We start from the raw sequence: 20,681 nt of genomic DNA, 5'->3' as shown, positions 1-20,681 counted from the left end.
ATGGCCATTACTGGCCATTTTGGAGCAAATTTATTCACCTTATTTTTTCTGGTCAGTCCAGAGCAAGCTGCCAATTGCAGGTAAAAGTAACACTGCGCCCAACATATTTACTAAAAACATGAAGGTAAGCAGAATTCCCATATCAACTTGGAACTTCAAATCAGAAAAAATCCACGTACTTACACCAATCGCTAATGTAATACCGGTAAATAACACCGCACTACCACGTTCAACTAATGCATTACGATAAGCAATACTCAATGGTACGTTTTGTTTTAACTGCCCCATCATCGATGACAAAATATAAATACCGTAATCAACACCAATACCTACACCCAGAGCAATCACTGGTAACGTTGAAACAGTCAGACCAATCTCAAGCTGTACCATCAATGCTTGTGCAAGGGTTGATACTATGTACAAGGGTAATACCACCGCAATTGTTGCTTTTACACTCTTAAAACTAAGTAAGCATAAAATAATAACCGCACCGTAAACATAGAGCATCATGGGTATTTGCGCTGCTGAAACAGACTCATTTGTTGCCGCCATAACACCAACTGGCCCTGATGCCAATTTAAAGGCAAGTTTATCTGTGCCCTCTTCATCGGCAAATTGTTTTACTTTTGCAATCACGTTATCAATTGTTTGTGCTTTGTGATCGTCTAAAAATATAATCACCGGCATTACCGAACAATCACCGTTTAATAACCCTGTACTGGTTTCTACACGTGACGTTGATTGCACTAAGCTGGCAGAATTGCGCGGCAAACTTTGCCACTTTAAATTGCCCTCGTTGTAACCGGCATTGACTGATTGTGCCACTGAGCTCAGGCTCACCGCTGACTGCACGCCCGCTAAGTTTTCAACTTTATATTGAAAACGCGATATACGTTCCATTACATCGTGCTCTGTACAGGCCGCAGGGTATGCTTCCACAATCACTTTTAAAATATCAGACGAAATGGTGTATTTGTCCGATATTAAAAAGGTATCTTGGTTATAACGTGCATCTTGGTGCAATGATGGTGCCCCAGCATGTAAATCACCAATACGCATTTTGTCTGCTTGCCAATAGCCCAGTGCAAATAAAACCAGAGTGAAACCAATAATGATTTTTGCTGTTTTTGGGTCGGTTGCTTTAACCAACAAATCGCGCATTGCATCGAGTATGTTCGGTTTATTAGCATCACCTGATTGAATATGGATGCTGTTTTCAAAGCGCATATACGATGCCCATACAGGCAATAAAATAAGGTTAGTAAATATAATCACTGCCACACCTAAACTCGCAGTAATAGCAAGTTCACGAATAATACCGATATCAATGGTTAATAGGGTTAAAAAGCCAACCGTATCAGATAACAACGCAATCCCGCCAGGCACAAGTAAAGCCCTAAAGCTTGATTGGCAACATATTGCTGTAGACTTACCTTCAGCAACCTTTTTACCAATGGCATTAATCATCTGCACACCGTGGCTTACGCCAATAGCGAACACTAAAAATGGCACTAAGATAGACATAGGATCAAGACCGAAGCCTAAGCTAGAAAGCAATCCTAACTGCCAAATTACCGCAATAATTGAACACACAATCGGTAAGATAGTAAGTTTTAAGCTGCCACAAAATAGCCATACCATGACAAAAGTAAACGCAATTGCAATGGCAAAAAATAATACAACCCCTTTTGCGCCCTCGGCTATATCGCCGGCCATTTTTGCAAAACCAATAATATGAATACTGATCTTTTCGGTACTTAGAGGCTCACGAATTTCGCTTTCTAATTTTTTTGCAAAAGCGAGAGTGTCTAATTTTTCTTGTGTTTGCGGATCAGTCTCTAACAGTTGGGCGGTGACCATGGCACACGAATAATCGCTTGCTATCATACGACCCACTACTTTGGCCTTTTCAATGTTCTCTTTAACAATTCCTAAGCCTTGCTTATCGGCTTTAAAGTTGGCTGGTATAATAGGCCCGCCAGCAAAGCCATCTTCAACGACTTCAACAAAGCGAGCACTAGGTGAAAAAATTGAATTTACTAAGGGACGATTTACTCCTGGAATAAAGTAAAGTTGGTCATGCACAGCTTTTAATTGAGTAAAAAATTCAGGGTTAAAAATATCACCACTGTCATCACATACTGAAATTAAAATACTATTAGCGCCACCAAACTGTTTCTCATGTTTAGTGTATACCTTCATGTATTCATGATTGAGCGGGATATTTTTATTAAATGACGCATCAAGTTGAATCTGTGTTGCTTTAAAAACCAATAAACAGGTGATCAACACAAAACTTATGAGCACCACTAAGCGGTGTCTAAAAATCGCTTTTTCTAAGAAATCTAAAATTGCTTGCATTAAGGGGTCAACTCCTTCACTTTAATGCCATTTTCTGTCGCCAGAATAAGTCTATCTTTAACAATTACACCATCAAGTATTGCCTTACCATCGGCCAATTGCTCGTATGACAACTCATCATCTTTTAGATGAAAAATAACACCGCTATTAGCCAGTAATAGCCATTGTTTATTGTTGTAGTTGATAATGCTATTAATAGTGGCGGTTTTGTCATTTTCTAAATGCTGCCATTGTCCACTGTCGGTTTTATTTACGAAAATATTACCGCGTAGCCCTGCGACGATTTGTTGCGATGAATCAAAAGCAAAACCAAAAAACGAGCCAGGGTAAATTTCATCTAAACGTTGCCAAGTTTGGCCATCGTCATCACTTTTTGCCATTAAGCCCATCTCTCCCACTAGCATTAAACCCGAACTAGTCGGTTCAATGCGATTAAAGTGAGGTAATATAGACGAGGTTTCTATTTCGTAACCCTCAGGATCGGTTTGTTTTAAATCGTTTAAGTACGCTCTATCTTCACTAAATAACAGTGAATCTAAAAAGCGTTTTTGCCAATGTTCGCCGCCATCACTGGTTTGATAAAACATACCGTAGGCGCCCACGGCATAACCATGTAAATCGTCTTTAAAATAAATATCTAAACAGGGTTTATCAAGTGAGAGCTTTGCTTGTTGTAACTGCCAGTTCTCACCACCGTCGGTGGTATTTATAATTGTGGCGTCATGTCCACATGCCCAGCCATTAGAATCATTAGTAAATTCAACCGCTGTTAGTAATACTTGTGTAGGCACTGATTGTGCTTGTTGCCAATTGTTACCATCAACACTTTTAATGACCGTACCGTGCTTACCCACAGCAATGAGCCCTGCTGAGGTTTGTGTGATATCGGTAAGGAGTGTTTTATCTGCATTAATCGCGCTAATCGCACTTAAAGGTGCGTCTTGTGCAAAACTCGCACCGCTTAGAATCAGGCTGGCATAGACCAAATACTTCATAAATTAAATTCGCCTTGAACTGAGGATTTGTTTGTCTGTTATAAAGAGGAAAACCTGTGCGTTAATAGACAAACGCGATGTGAAAGAAAAAAGCACCTAGGAAACTAGGTGCCTGCTTTTATACTATCTGCCAGCGCGACGTAAAGCGCTCGATGTGAACTCATTATCATTAAATGACTGAGAAAAATCATACATCTTTTCTTGGTTATCTAAACCAATGGCTAAGTAGCGACGTGAGTTAAGGTCGTGGTAAACCTCAAGCGTACTCCACTGAGTCGGTACTTCGTAGTAGTTAAGGCCATAAGCCATTGCTACACGATACAGTTGGTCGCGATTATCGTATATATCGGTAACATGTACTTGCCAGCTGTCTTCATCAATGTAGAACACACGTTTTTTATAAATATGGCGCGTGTCATCTTTTAAGTTCGCTTCAACAACCCACACACGGTGTTTTTCATAACGTGTATGCTCTGGGTTGATGTGGCCCGGCTTTAAAATATCATCATAGGTTAGCTTATCACTGTGAAGCTTGTAGCTATTGTATGGGATGTAAAGCTCTTGCTTGCCTTTTAGCGTCCAGTTATAACGATTTGGTGAGCCGTTAAACATGTCAAAATCATCGGTAGTACGTAAGCTATCTGCTGCTGTACCCGGAGCATCATACGCTACATTAGGTGCACGACGAACACGACGCTGACCTGAATTATACGTCCACGCTTGACGCGGCGTTAAAATTTGATCCATGGTTTCATGCACCAATAACGCGGTCCCTGCCAAACGTGCTGGCTCTGTCACTTGCTGTTTAAACTTAAACAAAATATTAGAGTCTTGTAGTTCAGCCGGCGTTGCACTTGGATCAGAATATTTAACTAATAGTTGCTCATCAAAGCCAACATAGTTGTACGACCCCGATGCCGTTGGCGCTGCTTGACCACCAAAGCGCTCAATTGATTGACCACGATAGCGAAGTAAATGGTTCCAAATTGCTTCTAAACCTGTTTTAGGAATTGGAAATGGAATACCAATTGCTGTGTTCTTAATCCCGTTACCGCCTTCAACTAATTCAGCTGTAGTAGCAAATTTCTTTGTCGCATCGTATACAAACTGTGGGTATGACGCTGAACGACGTGTTTTGTAAATAGGCATTTTAAACGTATCTGGGTACGCTTCAAATAATGCTATTTGCCCTGGGCTTAAATTTTCTTTGTACTTATCAATATTGCTTTTATCTATAGTAAACAATACTTCATCAGTTGCGTAAGGGTCTAAGTGGTGCATACCTGGCTCATAACCTGCTGGTGCAGCAGTAATACCACCGTTCCACGCTGGGATTGAACCATCTGCATTAGCTGCTTTTTCTGCCCCAATTGGGCTTAGGTCTTTACCTAGACGCGCAGCTTCTTCTGGACTAATTTTAGCCAGTGCTGTGTGACTTGCAAACAAACTACAAAACGCTGTAGCAATGAGGGTAGGTTTTTTAATCATAATAATGTTACCCCTAGATAGAATATTTTAAGTTAAAAGAAACGTAATCTCGGTCAGAGAAAGTGTTGGTGTCGCCACCACCCCAAAATGAGTTGTAACTTACATCTAAAGACCATGCATTTTGGTAATTAAAGCTCATAGTAGCACCTAGTGACTTACGATCTTCAATGAATAAGAACATTGGGTCCGGCGTATTACCATTAACATCATGCGAGAACACAAAACGAGGTGAAAAGTTAATACCATTGTAAATATTAAAGTAATCACCTTTGGCAATTAAGCGATAACCCCAAGACGACGCCGTAGCAAACGATTTTTGCTCAGGACCATTTGATAAAGCCATATGCAATGCAGAATAGTCTGAACTACCTGGGCCTTGCATAATACCGCTTCGACCAGTACCAGACACATTCAACCGCATTTCATCGTATTCAGGCATATTGTTGATGCGAACACCACCAATTTCACCGACAACTGCCCAGCTATCAGCACCTAATGAAGGGCCGAATAAATGCGTTGCCGTAAACTGTAGCTGTGAAGTATTACGTTCAATGTAACCTTTAGCCAGCTCGCCTGGACCTACAACACTTGCAGCATCACCTTTACTCATTTGCGAAATACCCGCAAATTCAGTGCGTAAATCGGCAATCGCTAATTGCTCAGGCATAGCTGCATAAAGTAATTCTACGTCATCGATTTGTAATGGTTCGTCTTCACGAAAAGTAAACTCACCAGCAAACGCTGTTTCACCAAGTGAAGTGTTAAAGCTTAAACCGTAAAGTTTAATATCTTCAGGGTATTCGTTTGTCGCTTTAGCAAATGCTTTTAAATCAGATACGTTATCAGAGGTAATTTCTGTGGTGGCAATCATCGCTAAATCTTGTTGTATTGATGCTTGCGTGAAATTAGATACGCGACCTGAAATAAGTGGACGACGGCTATGGTAATTTACATGGTAAAGTGCCACTTCTGTATCGTTCCACTCGGGTAAGAACATGCCTAAGCGTAAACCATATTGGCCGCCATCATCAGGTTCGGTTTTTCCATCATAGCCTTTACCTTTAAGGGCAACCTTAGTTGGGTACGCTAAGTACATATTGGCCAGTAATTCTTGTCCAGCTGCACTTGAAGGGTCAATACCTTGGCTCGCAGCCACTTGGCCATAAGTTGCCATCAGGTTATTCAAGTTATCTGTTAAAAACGCTAAGTCAATATCAGGATTTGAGGTAAAACCAAGCTGTACATTTTGTTGATAACCGTTTTCAGCCGCAAAATCATTGGTAGAAAAATAAGTCCCTGCTGCTGGTAAACGTGTTTCATGCCATTGGTATTGATAAAAGCCCTCTAAGGTCATGTTTTCTGTAAGCCCTAATGAGGCCCACAACATACCAACCGGAATAAACGCTTCTTTTAGTTCAGCACCTGGTGCTTTTAATCGGTCAATATCAACCGGGTTTACGTTAATACCATGAGAGATTAATGTACTTTCCCCCCAGTTAACCACTTGTTGACCAACTCGAATAGAAAGCGGGTTTTTGCCTTCATTTAAATCAAAGTTTGCCCACACATACGCATCAAGTAAACGAATGTCAGCACAGCTTTGCTCTTTAGTATCATCATCATCACACGGATCTACACCCTGACCTGATGTTGGATTAACGTAGGCACGATCGCCGTCCATTAATTCAAAATCATAAAAGTACATAAAACGAGTAAATAAGCCGTAGTTATCTTTACTTATTGATAGATCATGCGTGCCTTTTAATAGCTTTGAAAAAGTTTCGCCGCTATCAAAGTTTAAATCGCCTGCATCACCATTATTTGAGTAAGAGCCCGGTTGAGCCCAAACATCTTGAGATGAATAAATTGTATTGATTGCTGGGTTATAACCTGTCCAATCAAATGATGGGTTATTACTTTTACCAATGAGGTTAAAGTCACGGTCTTCTACGCGAATACTTTGCCCATAAGAAAAAGTAGAGTCGAAAGCGATATCAAAACCGCCTACCTCAAATGTTGCAGCCTGTGTCTGTGCTGCTGATAAACCGATAGCCGCAGCTGTTAAGCCGAGTACTATTTTATTTTTAACAAAAAGCGATCTTCTTATCATTTTGGTTCCCCCCTGTCGCGGGTATTTTTTGTGTGATCAAGTTATTGTTTTTAGTGTAATCGTAACGATAGAAGCGAATTAAACAAATTACAAATGGTCGCCTTCAATCAGTTATAAGTTTTTTATTTGTTTAACGTTTACGTATTGGTAAGACGTCATACCAGATAATTTATACACGTAAATTAACAATAGAACAAATCGAAATTAACAAAAAGGCAATATTTGTGTATATCTATATCACAAAAAACAACAGCTAGGCTACTCGTTCGAGACGGATGAACTTGTTTTCATTACTTAAAATAAGTCTAAACCGACCACGAATACCTAAACTAGACATGAAGGGCCGAAGATAATGTGCAGCAAAACGAATTGTTTTGCCGCTATCAGCTGTTACTTGAATTGAGCTATACCGGCCATGGTAATAATCCATGCACTCGTTATAGCTCAAATTTATATAAAAATAATGTTCTATCATGATTTATTGTAAAGCTTTTTCAACCTTTTCAAATAAATCATCGCTTAAACCTTCTAAATTCGAAAGGCGCTCTAATTGCGCTTTCATTGCACTGGCACGGGTTTCATCATAGCGGCGCCATGACATAAACGGCGTTAACATACGTGATGCATTTTGCGGGTTAATCGCATTAAGCTTAATTAATAAATCGCCAAGTAATGTATAACCTTGACCATCTAAGCGATGAAATTGTGCGGTATTAAAGTGCGAAAAACTCCCCACTAATGCACGAACTCGATTCGGATTTGAAAAATCAAAACATGGATGTGTATACAAGGCCTTAATTTTCTCAATGGCATCATCAGCGCTGTTCATTGCTTGTAAAGCAAACCATTTATCCATTACTAGCACATCATGGCGCCATTGGCTGTCAAAATGCGCAAGTAATTGATTTGATAATGGGTGCGCAGCTTTAACTACACTGCTCAAAGCGCCAAGCACATTAGTCATATTTGTTGATGCTGCTGCCTGCTCAATTAAGCTTGCCGCCTTAGCACTGTCTGTTTTTGCTAAATAGTGCAAGCAAAGTTGTTTTAAAGCGCGAATAGCCACCGCTTTGGCACTCACACTACCATCATCGGTGATTGCCTGATAACAACTTAAAAACTCAGTATGTAGTTGTTTGGCAATTTGTTGTTCGAATAGCTCAATATTGGCAATAATGTCATCAACCGGAATAACGTCAAACTCCGCAGCTAAAGTATCAAAACTAGGCAGTTTTAAGAGTTCAGCAATCAGCGCTAAATCACCCTCTCGTTGCGATATTAGCACCCTAAGTGCATCAATAACGGCATCGCTTAGTGGTGCATTACTAGCTGAAATAACGTTTGCCTTGAGTGCATCAATAAACAATTGTTGTTGTGCATCCCAGCGTGAAAAGTCACTGCGTGCAAAACGCATAATATGTAATAAATCAGCTTCAGTGATCTGTTGATTCAAAATACACGGTGCTGAAAAATCTTCTAGCAATACGGCGGTTGGACTGTGTTCAATATTATCAAAATGAAATGTTTGTTTAGCTTGAGTAACATTTAATACGCTATCAACCTTTTTACCTTGGTATTGCAATGCAATACTTTGGCCTTGCTGATCTAAAAGTTCAATCGCAAAAGGAATATGTAACATCGCATTATTAGGCTGATTCAGGGGCGCAAGTTGCTCTATAGTGAGCGTGAAGATTTGTGCACTTTCATCATACGCTTTGGTAACGTTTAAACGTGGTGTCCCACACTGATTATACCAACGCTTAAATTGTGATAAATCAATTGATGATGCATCACTCATTGCCGCAACAAAATCATCGCAGGTAACCGCTTGGCCATCATGACGCTGAAAATACAGTATCATGCCTTTTTGGAAGTTTTCCTCACCCAACAATGTATGCATCATACGAATAACTTCAGCCCCTTTGTCATACACAGTAACGGTGTAAAAGTTATTCATTTCGATGACTTTTTCTGGGCGTATTGGGTGTGCCATTGGGCCGGCATCTTCGCTAAATTGATGAGTGCGCATCACTTTTACCGCGTCAATTCTATTTAGCGCACGAGAGCCTAAATCACTACTAAACTCTTGATCTCTAAATACCGTTAAACCTTCTTTTAAAGACAGCTGAAACCAATCACGACAAGTTACACGATTTCCGGTCCAGTTATGAAAGTACTCGTGGCCAACAATAGACTCAATGGTGTGGTAATCTTTATCGGTTGCCGTTTCTTGATTTGCCAGCACACATTTACTGTTGAAAATGTTTAACCCTTTATTTTCCATTGCTCCCATATTGAAGAAATCAACGGCAACAATCATATAAATATCAAGGTCATACTCTAAATTAAAACGTGACTCATCCCAAGCCATCGCTTTTTTAAGCGACGTCATAGCATGCTCTGTTTTAGGTAAGTTTCCTTTATCGACAAATAACGCTAGGGTGACATCCTTACCACTGCGGGTAGTGTATTTATCGTGTAAAACATCAAAGTCCCCTGCCACTAGAGCAAACAAATAACTCGGCTTTTTGAACGGATCTTGCCATTTTACAAAATGGCGTCCATCTTGCGTTTCACCACTGTCCACTTGGTTACCATTAGAGAGCAAATGCGGAAATGCCGTATCGGCAATAATAGTGACATCAAAAGTTGAAAGTACATCAGGACGGTCCATATAGTAGGTTATTTTTCTAAACCCTTGCGCTTCACATTGAGTACAATAAGCCCCGCCCGATAAGTACAACCCCTCAAGTGATGTGTTTGTTTGCGGTGAAGTTTGCGTCACTATGCTTAACTGACATTCATCAGGCAGATTATTAATGATTAATTGCTGATTTATAATTTTATAATCTGTGAGCTCTGCACCGTCAATCGATAAAGAAATCAAAGTTAAGTCAATGCCATCTAATACCAGTGGTGCATTTGAATCACCCACGCGTTTAAGCGTTAATAAAGCATTTACTTGAGTCGTTAATGGCTGTAAGTCGAAAGTCAGCTCAGTATGCTCGATTGAAAAATCGGGGGCTTTATAGTCTTTTAAATATTCTGCTTGAGGTTTTTGTAGTTCAGTCATGATCACTCCAAAAAAATAGCCCCTTTTAGTGATAAAAGGAGCTACTTAAATTAAGCCGTTTTCTTAGGCTTGATACGCAGTATCTTAATACCTAAGTAAGCATAAATAACGGCTAAGAAAGGATTTATAAGGTTAAAGAAAGCATAAAGCGCATAGTCAAACGGATTGATTAATAGGACACTTTGCATATACGCACCGCAGGTATTCCATGGTATGAGCGGGCTGGTAATTGTACCGCCATCTTCTAGTGTGCGTGACAAATTAACCGGCTTTAACCCGCGTTTTTTATATTCTTCTTTAAACATACGCCCGGGTACAACAATAGCAATATACTGATCTGCTGCGATAATATTGGTACCAATACAGGTAGCAATAGTTGAAGCAATTAATGAACCGGTACTTTTTGCGATTTTAAGAATACTTTTAACAAATATATCAAGTAGACCCGTTTTTTCCATAATCGCACCAAACATAAGTGCCGTCATGATCAACCATGTCGTGGTTAGCATGCCTGACATGCCACCGCCACTGAGTAACGAGTCCATTTTTGCATCACCGGTACTAATAGTAAAACCGTCAAAAAAAGTGGTCCAAACCAGTTTAAAGTAACCAACAAATTCACCTTGGGTCATATCTATTTGGCTAGCAATTAAATCAGATTGAAATAACAATGCCCATACAGCGCCAATGACAGCGCCTATAGAAATAGCCGGAAACGCTGGCATTTTTCTTATTGCTAAGACTAGTAACACAATTAAAGGCACCAACATTTCTAAGCCAATGTTAAAGTTTTGCTGAAGAATTGCAGTTATTTGGTCTATTTGACCAGCCTCTCCCGCTGCTGTCGCGTTAAAGCCCATGAAAACAAAGATGATTAATGCAATTACAAAGCTTGGAACAGTTGTCCATAACATATGGTGAATGTGTTCAAATAAATCAGCGCCAGCAACAGCCGGTGCTAAATTGGTAGTTTCTGATAGTGGGCTAAGCTTATCGCCAAAATAAGCGCCTGATATTACGGCGCCAGCGGTAACTGTCGGCTCTAAACCAAGCCCAGAAGCTACACCAAGTAACGCGACACCTATAGTCGCTGCTGTAGTCCATGAACTACCAATACTCATTGCTACAATGCCACAAATTAAACAACTCGCGGCGTAAAACCAGCTAGGATTGATAATTTGGAGGCCGTAATAAATTAACGTTGGTACGGTTCCTGATAATAGCCAGGTTCCGATTAATGCCCCTACCATGAGTAAGATCAAAATTGCACTAAGAGATAAGGTGATCCCCTCAATCATTGCATCTTCTAATTTTTTCCAGGTGTAGCCATTTTTTAAACCAATTAATGCCGCAGCGAATGTTGCAAACAACAAGGCAATTTGATTTGGTCCTGACGATGAGTCATCACCAAATAAGTACACAGCGGCACCTAATAAACAAATTAATACAGTAATTGGAATGAGTGCATCAAGAAACGAGGCACTTTTAAGTGGTTTTTCTTCAATTGGCTTCAAAATATAGACTCCTACACACATTCGATGCATGTTGATTATTTTTATTAGCACGTACGCGCATTTATTGAGCATGCTTGATCTAGCTCAACTTTTGGTAATCAGCAATTATAACAATTTAGCAAATTATCGATAGTAAAAAAGGCGCCTTAGCGCCTTTTTTTTTACTGAATAAAGCCTATGTTAGCGCTTAGCTACGCGACCATATTTAATATAATCTTGTGTAATAAGTGCTGCTTCTTCAAGAAATGGGTCAAGCTCTTCAATTACCTCAGGCACGTCATCTAAATTTTCTAAAGGTTGTTTGCCTAAACGCTTTAAACGCTCGTTAGTGCGTGCTAATGCTCGCGCTTCATTTTCTTCTTTTTCTTTAATACGTTTTTTCTCGACTAAAGAAATTGTTTTACGATCTTTTTCTTCGTTGTAACGAGCGATATCCTCAAACACATAATTAAATTCAGGTTCAGTTTTAATTCGCTCATTGTGCTGTTTTTCAAGCACATTTATAACAGGATTTAAACGCCCTATTTGCTTATACTGTGCTTGTACTATGCTATCCCATGGTAGTGCATTATCTTGCTTACTTTCCCCCCACTCAGCAGGGTCAATAGCCGATGGGAACGTAATATCTGGGATCACCCCTTTATGCTGTGTACTACCACCATTAATGCGGTAAAACTTTGCAATTGTATATTGCACACTACCTAGCGGGTTATCGTATAAATCATAAGCACGTGCGAGGCCTTTATGCTGCTGCACAGTGCCTTTACCAAAGGTTTGTTCACCTATGATAACTGCGCGGCCATAGTCTTGCATTGCCGCTGCAAATATTTCAGATGCAGACGCGCTGTATCTATCAACAAGCACTGTCAGTGGGCCATCGTAATAAGTAATGCCATCACGATCTTTTTGCTCTTCAATGCGATTATTTAATGTATGAATCTGTACCACTGGGCCTTGATCAAAAAACAAGCCTGACAGCTGCGTCGCTTCATATAGCGAACCACCGCCATTTTGACGTAGGTCTATAATAATACCGTCAACTTTTTGCTCTTTTAATTTAGCAAGTTCTACTTTTACATCTTTAGAAAGGTTGTTGTAAAAGCCAGGGATTTCGATTACCCCTATTTTACTAGTCAGATCTGAATAGCTGGCTTCAAATACTTCTGATTTTGCTGCTCGGTCTTCCAGACGAATTTTATCACGGGTTATCTCAACTACCTTTGGCGTACCGTGAGCATCTGCACCCTTTAAATATTGTAAACGTACTTTCGTGCCTTTAGGACCTTTTATAAGATCAACCACGTCATCTAAACGCCAACCAATAACATCAACAAACTCTTCGCCCTCTTGAGCCACACCAATAATGCGATCATCGGCTTTAATTTGCTCAGATTTGTCTGCAGGGCCTCCTGGAACTAGACTACGAATAACCGTGTAGTCTTCATCAGGCGTTAATACTGCGCCAATCCCCTCAAGCTCTAAGTCCATGTCCATTTTAAATTGTTCAGCACGACGAGGTGACAAGTATGAAGTATGCGCTTCAATACTGCGTGCTAGCGAGTTCATTACAATTTGAAATGCGTCTTCAGATTTTGACTGAACAAGGCGTTTTTCTGCGTTTTTATAGCGCTTAGTCAACACCTCTTTAATGCCTGGCCAATCTTTGCCAGTCATTTTTAAACGCAGTGCATCATATTTTACCCGTTCGCGCCAAATTTCATCAAGCTCAGCTTGGGTAGTTGCCCACGGTGCATCTTCGCGGTCATAAAAATATTCATCTTCTTCGTCAAACGTCATTTCGTTTTCAAGTAGCGACAGTGAAAATTCATAACGTTCAAAACGGCGTTTAAGGCTTAAGTTGAAAATATCAAACGTAAACCCTAACTGACCGCTAAGCAGCGCGTTATCAAAACGGTTACGATATAGCTCAAATGAGTCTACATCGCTTTTTAAAAACACGCTTTTATTAAAATCAAGGGATTCGATGTAACGATCAAATACTTTACTCGAAAGCTCATCGTTAAATCGAACGGGTGTGTAATGTGAACGAGTAAATAGATTAGCCACTCGTTTGCTGGCTGTACCGTGCTGACTTTCTTGTTTTAACAAGGGTAAGTCTTCTAATGTTACCGGCTCTACTGCAGCAAATAACGAACCTGAAAACAGCGCAGCAACTAACGGAATGAGCGTAAACTTTTTACTCATACACAACTCCTTAATTTTTTTCGCAACTTAAATAATGTATAAGCTGTCGGCTTTGGTTTTTACTTGCATACCTGTCACTAGTTCAACGTGAACATCGTCTTTGTTTACTTCAGTGATTACTGCATTAACAAGTGCTTGGCCAAGTTTAACTTTAACCTTGTTATTAACCTTGACCTCGCCTGCAGGTAAAGGTTCAACTTTTCCTGAACGCTTAGGCGCAGCGGCTTTGGCAGGTTTTGCTGCAGCTGATGGATTTTTAGCTGAATGCGCTGGCTTCTTCTTAAAAGATTTTGCATCTGAGTCTTGACGTGGGCGTTGCTGCTTTTTGCGCTTTGCCATTTTAGCACGGCTTTCTTCCAACGCTTTTTGTGCGTGGTCGATATGCTCTTGCTCAACTTTCTCGCCTTGATTTCCGTCAAGATCAATACGGAACTCAGATTTAGTAACCGCTTCAAGATAGCGCCAGTTAGATGTGTATTTTCTAAGTGCTTGGCGTACTTGTGTTTTACTAACTTTTTCAGACCCTTCAATACGCTCAGCGATATCTTTAAAGATACCTACTTTAAGCGGCTGAATGCCTTCTTTTTGTTTAAAACATTGTGGAAATTCTTGGTATAAGAACTCCAATACTTCATTAATATCTTTTAGCTTGTTTGTGGTTTCCATTTTAGAACCTATTTAATCACATCTTTTCATCAAGGGCAGAATCAACATAGTGGATGCTCCAATCAACTAACTCTTCAAAGTCAGTTTCAATCACAGCCATATCACCACGTAAATGTTCCCAAATACCATTTATAATTTCATCAATTGAATCACAGTCTAAATCATCAGGTAGACGATCCCAGGCCATGTGAATCAAATCATTGAGCGTTTCCGCTACATGTTCTTCTTCACCTTCCCAATCACCTACATCTTGAACGGCGAATAGGTAATCTTGAACATTTAGCAAATCTTTCATTACAGGCTAGCCTCTAAGCATTTTACAAGTGCTTCAAGCCCTGCTTGGTCATCAGTATCAAATCGGCCAATACTTGGGCTATCTATATCAAGTACCGCAAATACACGGCCGTTTTTCATGATAGGTACAACTATCTCAGAATTTGACGCCGCATCACAGGCTATATGACCGTCAAACGCATGCACATCTGAAATTAACTGGGTTTGCTCGGTTGCCGCAGCAGTGCCACATACCCCTTTCCCTACCGGAATACGAATACAAGCTGGATTGCCTTGAAATGGACCAAGTACCAATTCTGTCGGTGAATCCATAAAATAAAAGCCCGCCCAATTCACATCTTCTAAAGAAGTAAATAATAGCGCGCTAATATTTGCCATATTGGCAATTATGTTTGATTCACCGCCTATCAGCGATTCAGTTTGCTTAACTAATGACTGGTAAAAATCGTGCTTTTGCATACCAAACTACTTCTTATTAAACATACAGTAGCTAAAGGTACTCTTTGTCACTAAAAATTGAAACCTTTTGCGGGTAAAAAAAAGGAAATTACATGGTTTTACGACACACTTGATTAAATATTCTGCAATTAGCTTTGTACCGATTTACGCAGGCCAAATAAAAACAGTCCTGCAGCAAATCCCGACATCACACTATTGATTAAAAATATCTCGCCAGTAGTCGCACTAAGCAGATAGCTAAAAATAGCGCCACCCAGTAAGCCAAGAGTTAATACCCCAGAATAATTCACCTTAGAATACTTAAACATAAGTAAGTAGCCTGGCACCACAAACGCAGCCATCGTTAACCCTACTATGTGGGCATTAGCAATGGCCGTCATCAATAGCCCTAAAAAGATAGACACCGCGTCACCACGCATAGTCAATGCGTAATATATTCCTAGCATACTGCCGATAATAACAGGAGATAATAATGAAAGTGCGACGCTTTTAGCAAGTTGATGTTTCATAGTAAGAACCTTAAATACACAAGCATAAATCTTATTTCTTAGCATGCCCTAAGAGCTGTAGCTTATAAATAGAGACTATGGTCGTATTTTTTAACTAAATATACTTGGTTTTGAGGTTAGGTATAGCGAAAATTAGACACAAAAAAGCCCGCTAATAAGCGGGCTTTAATATAATGGTGGAGAGATAGGGATTTGAACCCTAGAGGGGCTATAAACCCCTGCCGGTTTTCAAGACCGGTGCATTCGACCACTCTGCCATCTCTCCGAAAGTGCATAAACTACAAGTAAGTGCGTACTCATAGTTATTTTAATAAGGTGGTGGAGAGATAGGGATTTGAACCCTAGAGGGGCTATAAACCCCTGCCGGTTTTCAAGACCGGTGCATTCGACCACTCTGCCATCTCTCCGCACGGCCTGAATAATAGGGAAACCCATGGGCTTTGTGAAGCTTTTTTTTCAATTATTTGTTCAAGTGATTAAAAAACAACTAATTTATTTAAACATAAAGCAAAAAGGGCGATTCCTATACGCCGAGTGAACTTTTATTTAAATTTAGTTGTCTATTGATCTACAAAGGTTTGCCCAAACATATAAGAGTTGGTAATCTAATTTTAGTTAAATTACAGGAACTACTTAGTTTCACTTACAGGAGCTCTACAATGGCATTTAATCAATCGTACAATACTGCAAAGCCGGTAATGTCGACCATTGAAACAAACAAAGTGCTTAAAAACACTTATTTTCTACTTGCAATGACACTTGCATTTAGTGCCGTCACCGCCGGCATTTCAATGGCACTGCAATTACCTTATTTCATGGGACTAGTATTTACACTGGTCTCATTTGGTCTGCTTTTTGTTGTTAACAAAAAAGCCGACACAGCATCTGGTGTATTTTGGGTGTTTGCGTTTACAGGATTAATGGGCGCTGGTTTAGGCCCACTCCTTAATCACTATGCACAATTACCTAATGGCCCTATGCTAATTATGCAAGCGCTAGGTTCTACGGCGTTAATCTTCTTTGGTTTATCTGCTTATGCACTTAACACTAAAAAAGATTTCTCGTTCATGGGTGGTTTTTTAACTGTGGGCTTAATTGTGGTTATCGTGGCAAGTATTGTAAATATTTTCCTAGGTAGCTCTTTAATGTTTATGGTACTAAACGCAGCCGTGGTACTAATCATGTCTGGCCTAATTTTGTTCGATACGAGCAGAATCATTAATGGCGGCGAAACGAATTATATCCGCGCAACGGTTTCTTTATACCTGAGCGTTTATAACTTATTTACGTCTTTACTTGCGTTACTTGGCGCAAATAATGACTAATTAAATAGTTCTGTTAAAATAGCCCCTTTATTGGGGCTTTTTTATTGGAATAGTTTTGGCACGCTTTGTACTTTCTTTACATACTCCACCATCGGATCACGATACCACACAGCGTATTGTTAAATTTGCTCACGCTTGTTTAGCACAAGGGCATAGTATTGATGCAATATTTTTATACCAAGATGGTATCTATCATGCTTCTACTCATTTTGAGCTTGCCTCTGATGAGCTCAATTTATCCTCGCTTTGGCAACAGCTAGCCGACAAAAATATTAATTTAATGCTGTGCGTTACGGCAGCTGAAAAGCGTGGCTTAGATATGCAAAATACTGGTGTATTCGCTGTAGCTGGCCTCGCTGAATTTGCTATGTTAGCCAGTGAAGCAGATAAATGGATACAATTTAAATGATTAATGTACTCGTTATTAGTCAATCAAGCCCATTTGATGACATGCATATTCGCGATGCACTTGATATGACCCTTATTTTTGCCGCAGTTGATCAAAATATAAGTTGGTTGTTTAGCGGTCCTGCGGTGCTAGCTCTTAAAAAAAATCAAAGCCCGAATAGTTTGGGGCTTAAAGATTTTTTTAAAAATATTAAAACCCTAGAAATATATGATGTTGATAATATCTACGTGTGTGAGAAGTCACTCATTGACTACGGTTTAAGTAAAAATGAGCTACTTATTGAAGTAAAAACCGTTAACTTTAATGCCCAAAAACAGTTAATTCAAAATCAGCAGCACGTGGTAACGCTATGAGCACTTTACATATATTTTCAAAACCACTGAATTACTACAGTGCAAACAGTCTCGATAATCTGATTATGCTAACAGACTCGGTTTTATTAGTGGGTGATGCCTGTTTTGCTAAAGGGCAATACAGACAATTTGCCGATTCGCTTTATATTTTAAAGGACGATGCAGCGGCGCGTGGTATCTCTTTAAATTTGAATGATAAAGCGATTAGCTATGATGAGTTCGTTACCCTAAGTTTATCATCTAAACAATCAATTACTTGGTGATTTATGCTGGAATTTAATAATCAAACAATAGACACAGATAAGCAAGGTTACCTGCTAGATCATACTGATTGGTCAAAAGAGTTAGCCGATGTTATTGCACAACATGAAAGCATTATATTAACCGAGCAGCATTGGGAAGTTGTTAACTTTGTGCGCGCATTTTATCTAGAATACAACACCAGTCCAGCCATTAGAATGTTAGTCAAAGCGATGGCTAAAGCGCTCGGTGAGGATAAAGGTAATAGCATGTACCTGTATAAGCTTTTTCCGAAGGGACCGGCCAAACAAGCCACTAAAATTGCGGGCTTACCTAAACCTGCACGGTGTATTTAATGAAACAAAAAGCTAAAAACACGTCATCATCAACAAGTAAACGCAATACAGGTCGTACATATTCGCGCAGTGCTGTAAAAAAGAGCCCGATAAAAAGAGCAATTAAGCCACAGATAGCCCAAAGCGATAAAAAAGTTATTTTATTTAACAAACCTTATGATGTCCTTTGCCAATTCACAGACGAGCAAAATAGACAAACACTGGCTAATTTTATTCCTATTAAAGATGTTTATGCTGCGGGTCGCTTAGACAGAGACAGTGAAGGCTTGTTATTATTGACCAATTGCGGGAAATTACAAAATACCTTAACCGCTCCTGGTAAAAAAACCAACAAAACGTACTGGGTACAAGTTGAGGGGGTGCCTACAGAAGCATCTATTGATGCGCTCAGTCAAGGGGTCGAACTCAAAGATGGATTAACCTTACCTGCACAGGTAAAGTTAATCGATGAACCAGCGCTTTGGCCACGCACTCCCCCAGTGAGAGAACGTAAATCAATTCCAACATCTTGGTTGAGTATCACTATAAACGAGGGGAAGAACCGTCAAGTTCGACGAATGACCGCACACATTGGCCACCCAACGTTACGGTTAATTCGCTATAGTATTGGTAAATACACACTCGATGGAATTGAAACAGGTCAATATAAAATCAGTGGGCCACCAACCAACAGTTAATACTTTACGTTAGTCTTTGCTTATCTGGCATTAAAAGCAAAGGTTAAACATGCTGTGTTATTCATGCCTTCCTAAGGCAATACAATTTCTGCCCTGCCTTTTTGCATAATACAGCGCACTATCCGTTGCTTTAAAGAAATCGACATGGTTAGTTTTTTCGCCATGTTTTACCGTATGAACTCCCATACTCACAGAGAGAAAGCCAGTAAAACTATCTTCATGAGCTATCGCTAAATCTTCAATAGATTTTTGTATTTGTTCTGCAATAAAGAGTGCACCTTGATTATCTGTTTGTGGGAGTAAAACAACAAACTCTTCTCCGCCATAGCGCGCTACAAAGTCCTCAGGACGACTGACTGTTTCTGCTAGCTTTTGCGCTACGCTATGTAAACACTTATCCCCTGCAATATGACCATACCTATCATTAAATTTTTTGAAATTATCTATATCAATAATGATCATAGAAAGTTGAGTATTTACTTTTATCAGTTTTTTAAATTCAGCATGTAATTTTTCGTCAAAACGGCGTCTGTTGGCAATTTTAGTCAATGAGTCTAAAAAGGCCATATCGCTGAGTATCTCTTGGGTTTTCAAACGCTCCGTCGCATCGTTAAATACAGCAATAAATTCACTTTCTACACTAATACCTGACACTTGCATTATCACTTTCGAACCATCTTTACATACAATTTGATAGTCATTAGCAGGAATATCGTCATTATTTTTATTTGCCTGCGCTAAAGACTCACCCCACATCGTTTGAGCAGACTCTCTATAACTAGGCTCAGGATACGCGACCTTCCACCACTGTTTTAAATTAGGGATATCATCAATTGTATAGCCAAATACATCTACAAACCGTTGATTAAGCTTTAAAATATCGCCGGTTACCATACAAACATTACACACGGGCAAAGGCAAAATAGTAAATAATTTTGCATAATGGCTCAGTTCATGTTTTCGCATTGGATGTTCAGTTGCACTACTAACAAAACGCTGCTGTTCAACGTGTTTCATTTCAAGAGAAGCATTCATAGTGGCAACAAAATGCCATTCTAACCACCACTTTTCTAGCTGCTTTAAAATGACTTGTTGAAAGGGATTAATAAAGTCTAAAGAATGTTCAATGAGTCTAAATAGCGCTAAAATAGGGTTGGGTTCTTCAAAGCGGTAAGGACGAGGAACCCTAATGGTTTGATAAAACAGTTTGTAAGCTGATTCTTTAAAGTTATGTGGTAATTGTTCTGCTACTAAGCAATCATCGCGTTGTACCTTTGTTGATAACTCAACAATGTAAGATTTTACCTTTTGTGCTTGAGAAGCATAATTCATATATTCATTCCATTGACTATATTATAAATACTTATTTGAGTGTTTATGCAATTTAAACTCATCTAAAGGTATTGCATAATCATTTGGTTGTAAAGGTTTGTTAATGAACAATAATAAATATATTCTTTGATTTTCTATAAACAGTACTAACACCTTAAATAAACAACATTTACTCATCATTTATAACTTAAATGAGTGTTTATAATTTAATGGCCTGACATCTTGGACCTGTTGTTCTTTTCAAATTAAAATGTGTTCAAACAAAGGGGCTACAATAGCACCGCAAAATGTGTAATCTAATCGGATAAGTAAAAA

Annotated in this window: 19 protein-coding genes and 2 tRNA genes; 6 read left to right on the top strand and 15 right to left on the bottom strand. The window is 39.4% G+C overall.

Annotation, left to right across the window (positions count from 1 at the left end):
• Nucleotides 1-39: 39 nt before the first annotated feature.
• The 14 genes from P20311_RS09245 to P20311_RS09185 form a co-directional block, all read right to left on the bottom strand.
• Nucleotides 40-2,361 (bottom strand): RND family transporter, encoded by a 2,322-nt coding sequence (locus P20311_RS09245; RefSeq protein WP_008112056.1) that lies wholly within the window; start codon nt 2,359-2,361, stop codon nt 40-42.
• A complete protein-coding gene (locus tag P20311_RS09240; RefSeq protein WP_008112054.1) occupies nt 2,361-3,356 on the bottom strand; it encodes a YCF48-related protein in 996 nt (331 codons plus the stop codon). Before P20311_RS09240 ends, P20311_RS09245 begins: the two co-directional genes overlap by 1 nt.
• A 123-nt stretch (nt 3,357-3,479) precedes the next feature.
• A complete protein-coding gene (locus P20311_RS09235) occupies nt 3,480-4,844 on the bottom strand; it encodes a DUF1329 domain-containing protein (protein ID WP_008112052.1) in 1,365 nt (454 codons plus the stop codon).
• A 13-nt stretch (nt 4,845-4,857) separates the two neighbouring features.
• Complete coding sequence (locus P20311_RS09230) at nt 4,858-6,954, bottom strand: DUF1302 domain-containing protein (protein WP_008112050.1); 2,097 nt, start codon at nt 6,952-6,954, stop codon at nt 4,858-4,860.
• Between the two features lie 253 nt (nt 6,955-7,207).
• Entirely contained in the window at nt 7,208-7,429 is a 222-nt protein-coding gene (locus P20311_RS18685) for a DUF2835 family protein (RefSeq protein ID WP_016900377.1), read from the bottom strand.
• A 3-nt stretch (nt 7,430-7,432) separates the two neighbouring features.
• Complete coding sequence (pepN, locus tag P20311_RS09225; protein WP_008112046.1) at nt 7,433-10,027, bottom strand: aminopeptidase N; 2,595 nt, start codon at nt 10,025-10,027, stop codon at nt 7,433-7,435.
• Nucleotides 10,028-10,077: 50 nt separating this feature from the next.
• The gene (gene nhaC, locus P20311_RS09220) at nt 10,078-11,562 is read right to left on the bottom strand and encodes a Na+/H+ antiporter NhaC (protein WP_036932638.1); all 1,485 of its coding nucleotides are present in this window, start codon (nt 11,560-11,562) and stop codon (nt 10,078-10,080) included.
• Between the two features lie 159 nt (nt 11,563-11,721).
• The gene (gene prc / locus P20311_RS09215) at nt 11,722-13,746 is read right to left on the bottom strand and encodes a carboxy terminal-processing peptidase (protein ID WP_008112043.1); all 2,025 of its coding nucleotides are present in this window, start codon (nt 13,744-13,746) and stop codon (nt 11,722-11,724) included.
• Nucleotides 13,747-13,773: 27 nt separating this feature from the next.
• The gene (gene proQ / locus P20311_RS09210) at nt 13,774-14,412 is read right to left on the bottom strand and encodes an RNA chaperone ProQ (protein ID WP_008112041.1); all 639 of its coding nucleotides are present in this window, start codon (nt 14,410-14,412) and stop codon (nt 13,774-13,776) included.
• A 16-nt stretch (nt 14,413-14,428) separates the two neighbouring features.
• Nucleotides 14,429-14,707 carry a hypothetical protein gene (locus P20311_RS09205; RefSeq protein WP_008112039.1) on the bottom strand — a complete coding sequence of 93 codons (279 nt, stop codon included), beginning with the start codon at nt 14,705-14,707 and terminating at the stop codon, nt 14,429-14,431.
• Nucleotides 14,707-15,165, bottom strand: coding sequence for a GAF domain-containing protein (locus P20311_RS09200; protein ID WP_008112037.1), 459 nt, complete (start codon nt 15,163-15,165; stop codon nt 14,707-14,709). Before P20311_RS09200 ends, P20311_RS09205 begins: the two co-directional genes overlap by 1 nt.
• Nucleotides 15,166-15,293: 128 nt before the next feature.
• Complete coding sequence (locus P20311_RS09195; protein WP_008112036.1) at nt 15,294-15,674, bottom strand: hypothetical protein; 381 nt, start codon at nt 15,672-15,674, stop codon at nt 15,294-15,296.
• A 174-nt stretch (nt 15,675-15,848) separates the two neighbouring features.
• Nucleotides 15,849-15,939, bottom strand: a tRNA-Ser gene (locus P20311_RS09190).
• A gap of 51 nt (nt 15,940-15,990) precedes the next feature.
• Nucleotides 15,991-16,081, bottom strand: a tRNA-Ser gene (locus P20311_RS09185).
• 252 nt (nt 16,082-16,333) lie between these two features.
• Here P20311_RS09185 and P20311_RS09180 point away from each other — a divergent pair.
• From P20311_RS09180 to P20311_RS09155, 6 genes are read left to right on the top strand one after another with little or no spacing between them, the layout of a single operon-like run.
• Entirely contained in the window at nt 16,334-16,999 is a 666-nt protein-coding gene (locus P20311_RS09180; protein WP_008112034.1) for a Bax inhibitor-1/YccA family protein, read from the top strand.
• Nucleotides 17,000-17,054: 55 nt separating this feature from the next.
• Nucleotides 17,055-17,408 (top strand): sulfurtransferase complex subunit TusD, encoded by a 354-nt coding sequence (gene tusD, locus P20311_RS09175; RefSeq protein ID WP_008112031.1) that lies wholly within the window; start codon nt 17,055-17,057, stop codon nt 17,406-17,408.
• A complete protein-coding gene (gene tusC, locus P20311_RS09170) occupies nt 17,405-17,761 on the top strand; it encodes a sulfurtransferase complex subunit TusC (protein ID WP_008112028.1) in 357 nt (118 codons plus the stop codon). The genes tusD and tusC overlap by 4 nt, the downstream gene beginning before the upstream one ends.
• On the top strand, nt 17,758-18,024 hold the full coding sequence (locus tag P20311_RS09165) for a DsrH/TusB family sulfur metabolism protein (protein ID WP_028835169.1): 267 nt from the start codon (nt 17,758-17,760) through the stop codon (nt 18,022-18,024). Before tusC ends, P20311_RS09165 begins: the two co-directional genes overlap by 4 nt.
• Nucleotides 18,025-18,027: 3 nt before the next feature.
• Nucleotides 18,028-18,357, top strand: a complete 330-nt coding sequence (locus P20311_RS09160; RefSeq protein WP_008112024.1) for a TusE/DsrC/DsvC family sulfur relay protein — start codon at nt 18,028-18,030, stop codon at nt 18,355-18,357.
• A complete protein-coding gene (locus P20311_RS09155) occupies nt 18,357-19,034 on the top strand; it encodes an rRNA large subunit pseudouridine synthase E (protein ID WP_008112023.1) in 678 nt (225 codons plus the stop codon). The genes P20311_RS09160 and P20311_RS09155 overlap by 1 nt, the downstream gene beginning before the upstream one ends.
• Nucleotides 19,035-19,091: 57 nt before the next feature.
• Here P20311_RS09155 and P20311_RS09150 read toward each other — a convergent pair whose 3' ends face one another.
• Nucleotides 19,092-20,366, bottom strand: a complete 1,275-nt coding sequence (locus P20311_RS09150; RefSeq protein WP_008112020.1) for a diguanylate cyclase — start codon at nt 20,364-20,366, stop codon at nt 19,092-19,094.
• Nucleotides 20,367-20,681: the final 315 nt, after the last annotated feature.

It is taken from the genome of Pseudoalteromonas sp. BSi20311 (assembly GCF_000239875.1).
Taxonomy (GTDB): domain Bacteria; phylum Pseudomonadota; class Gammaproteobacteria; order Enterobacterales; family Alteromonadaceae; genus Pseudoalteromonas.
This window is presented reverse-complemented; position numbering and strand designations above follow the sequence as displayed.

Bases quoted from the DNA above. Each gene is read 5' to 3' on its own strand.
- P20311_RS09245 (WP_008112056.1), bottom strand. From the start codon at position 2,361: ATGCAAGCAATTTTAGATTTCTTAGAAAAAGCGATTTTTAGACACCGC.
- P20311_RS09240 (WP_008112054.1), bottom strand. From the start codon at position 3,356: ATGAAGTATTTGGTCTATGCCAGCCTGATTCTAAGCGGTGCGAGTTTT.
- P20311_RS09235 (WP_008112052.1), bottom strand. From the start codon at position 4,844: ATGATTAAAAAACCTACCCTCATTGCTACAGCGTTTTGTAGTTTGTTT.
- P20311_RS09230 (WP_008112050.1), bottom strand. From the start codon at position 6,954: ATGATAAGAAGATCGCTTTTTGTTAAAAATAAAATAGTACTCGGCTTA.
- P20311_RS18685 (WP_016900377.1), bottom strand. From the start codon at position 7,429: ATGATAGAACATTATTTTTATATAAATTTGAGCTATAACGAGTGCATG.
- pepN (WP_008112046.1), bottom strand. From the start codon at position 10,027: ATGACTGAACTACAAAAACCTCAAGCAGAATATTTAAAAGACTATAAA.
- nhaC (WP_036932638.1), bottom strand. From the start codon at position 11,562: ATGTGTGTAGGAGTCTATATTTTGAAGCCAATTGAAGAAAAACCACTT.
- prc (WP_008112043.1), bottom strand. From the start codon at position 13,746: ATGAGTAAAAAGTTTACGCTCATTCCGTTAGTTGCTGCGCTGTTTTCA.
- proQ (WP_008112041.1), bottom strand. From the start codon at position 14,412: ATGGAAACCACAAACAAGCTAAAAGATATTAATGAAGTATTGGAGTTC.
- P20311_RS09205 (WP_008112039.1), bottom strand. From the start codon at position 14,707: ATGAAAGATTTGCTAAATGTTCAAGATTACCTATTCGCCGTTCAAGAT.
- P20311_RS09200 (WP_008112037.1), bottom strand. From the start codon at position 15,165: ATGCAAAAGCACGATTTTTACCAGTCATTAGTTAAGCAAACTGAATCG.
- P20311_RS09195 (WP_008112036.1), bottom strand. From the start codon at position 15,674: ATGAAACATCAACTTGCTAAAAGCGTCGCACTTTCATTATTATCTCCT.
- P20311_RS09180 (WP_008112034.1), top strand. From the start codon at position 16,334: ATGGCATTTAATCAATCGTACAATACTGCAAAGCCGGTAATGTCGACC.
- tusC (WP_008112028.1), top strand. From the start codon at position 17,405: ATGATTAATGTACTCGTTATTAGTCAATCAAGCCCATTTGATGACATG.
- P20311_RS09165 (WP_028835169.1), top strand. From the start codon at position 17,758: ATGAGCACTTTACATATATTTTCAAAACCACTGAATTACTACAGTGCA.
- P20311_RS09160 (WP_008112024.1), top strand. From the start codon at position 18,028: ATGCTGGAATTTAATAATCAAACAATAGACACAGATAAGCAAGGTTAC.
- P20311_RS09155 (WP_008112023.1), top strand. From the start codon at position 18,357: ATGAAACAAAAAGCTAAAAACACGTCATCATCAACAAGTAAACGCAAT.
- P20311_RS09150 (WP_008112020.1), bottom strand. From the start codon at position 20,366: ATGAATTATGCTTCTCAAGCACAAAAGGTAAAATCTTACATTGTTGAG.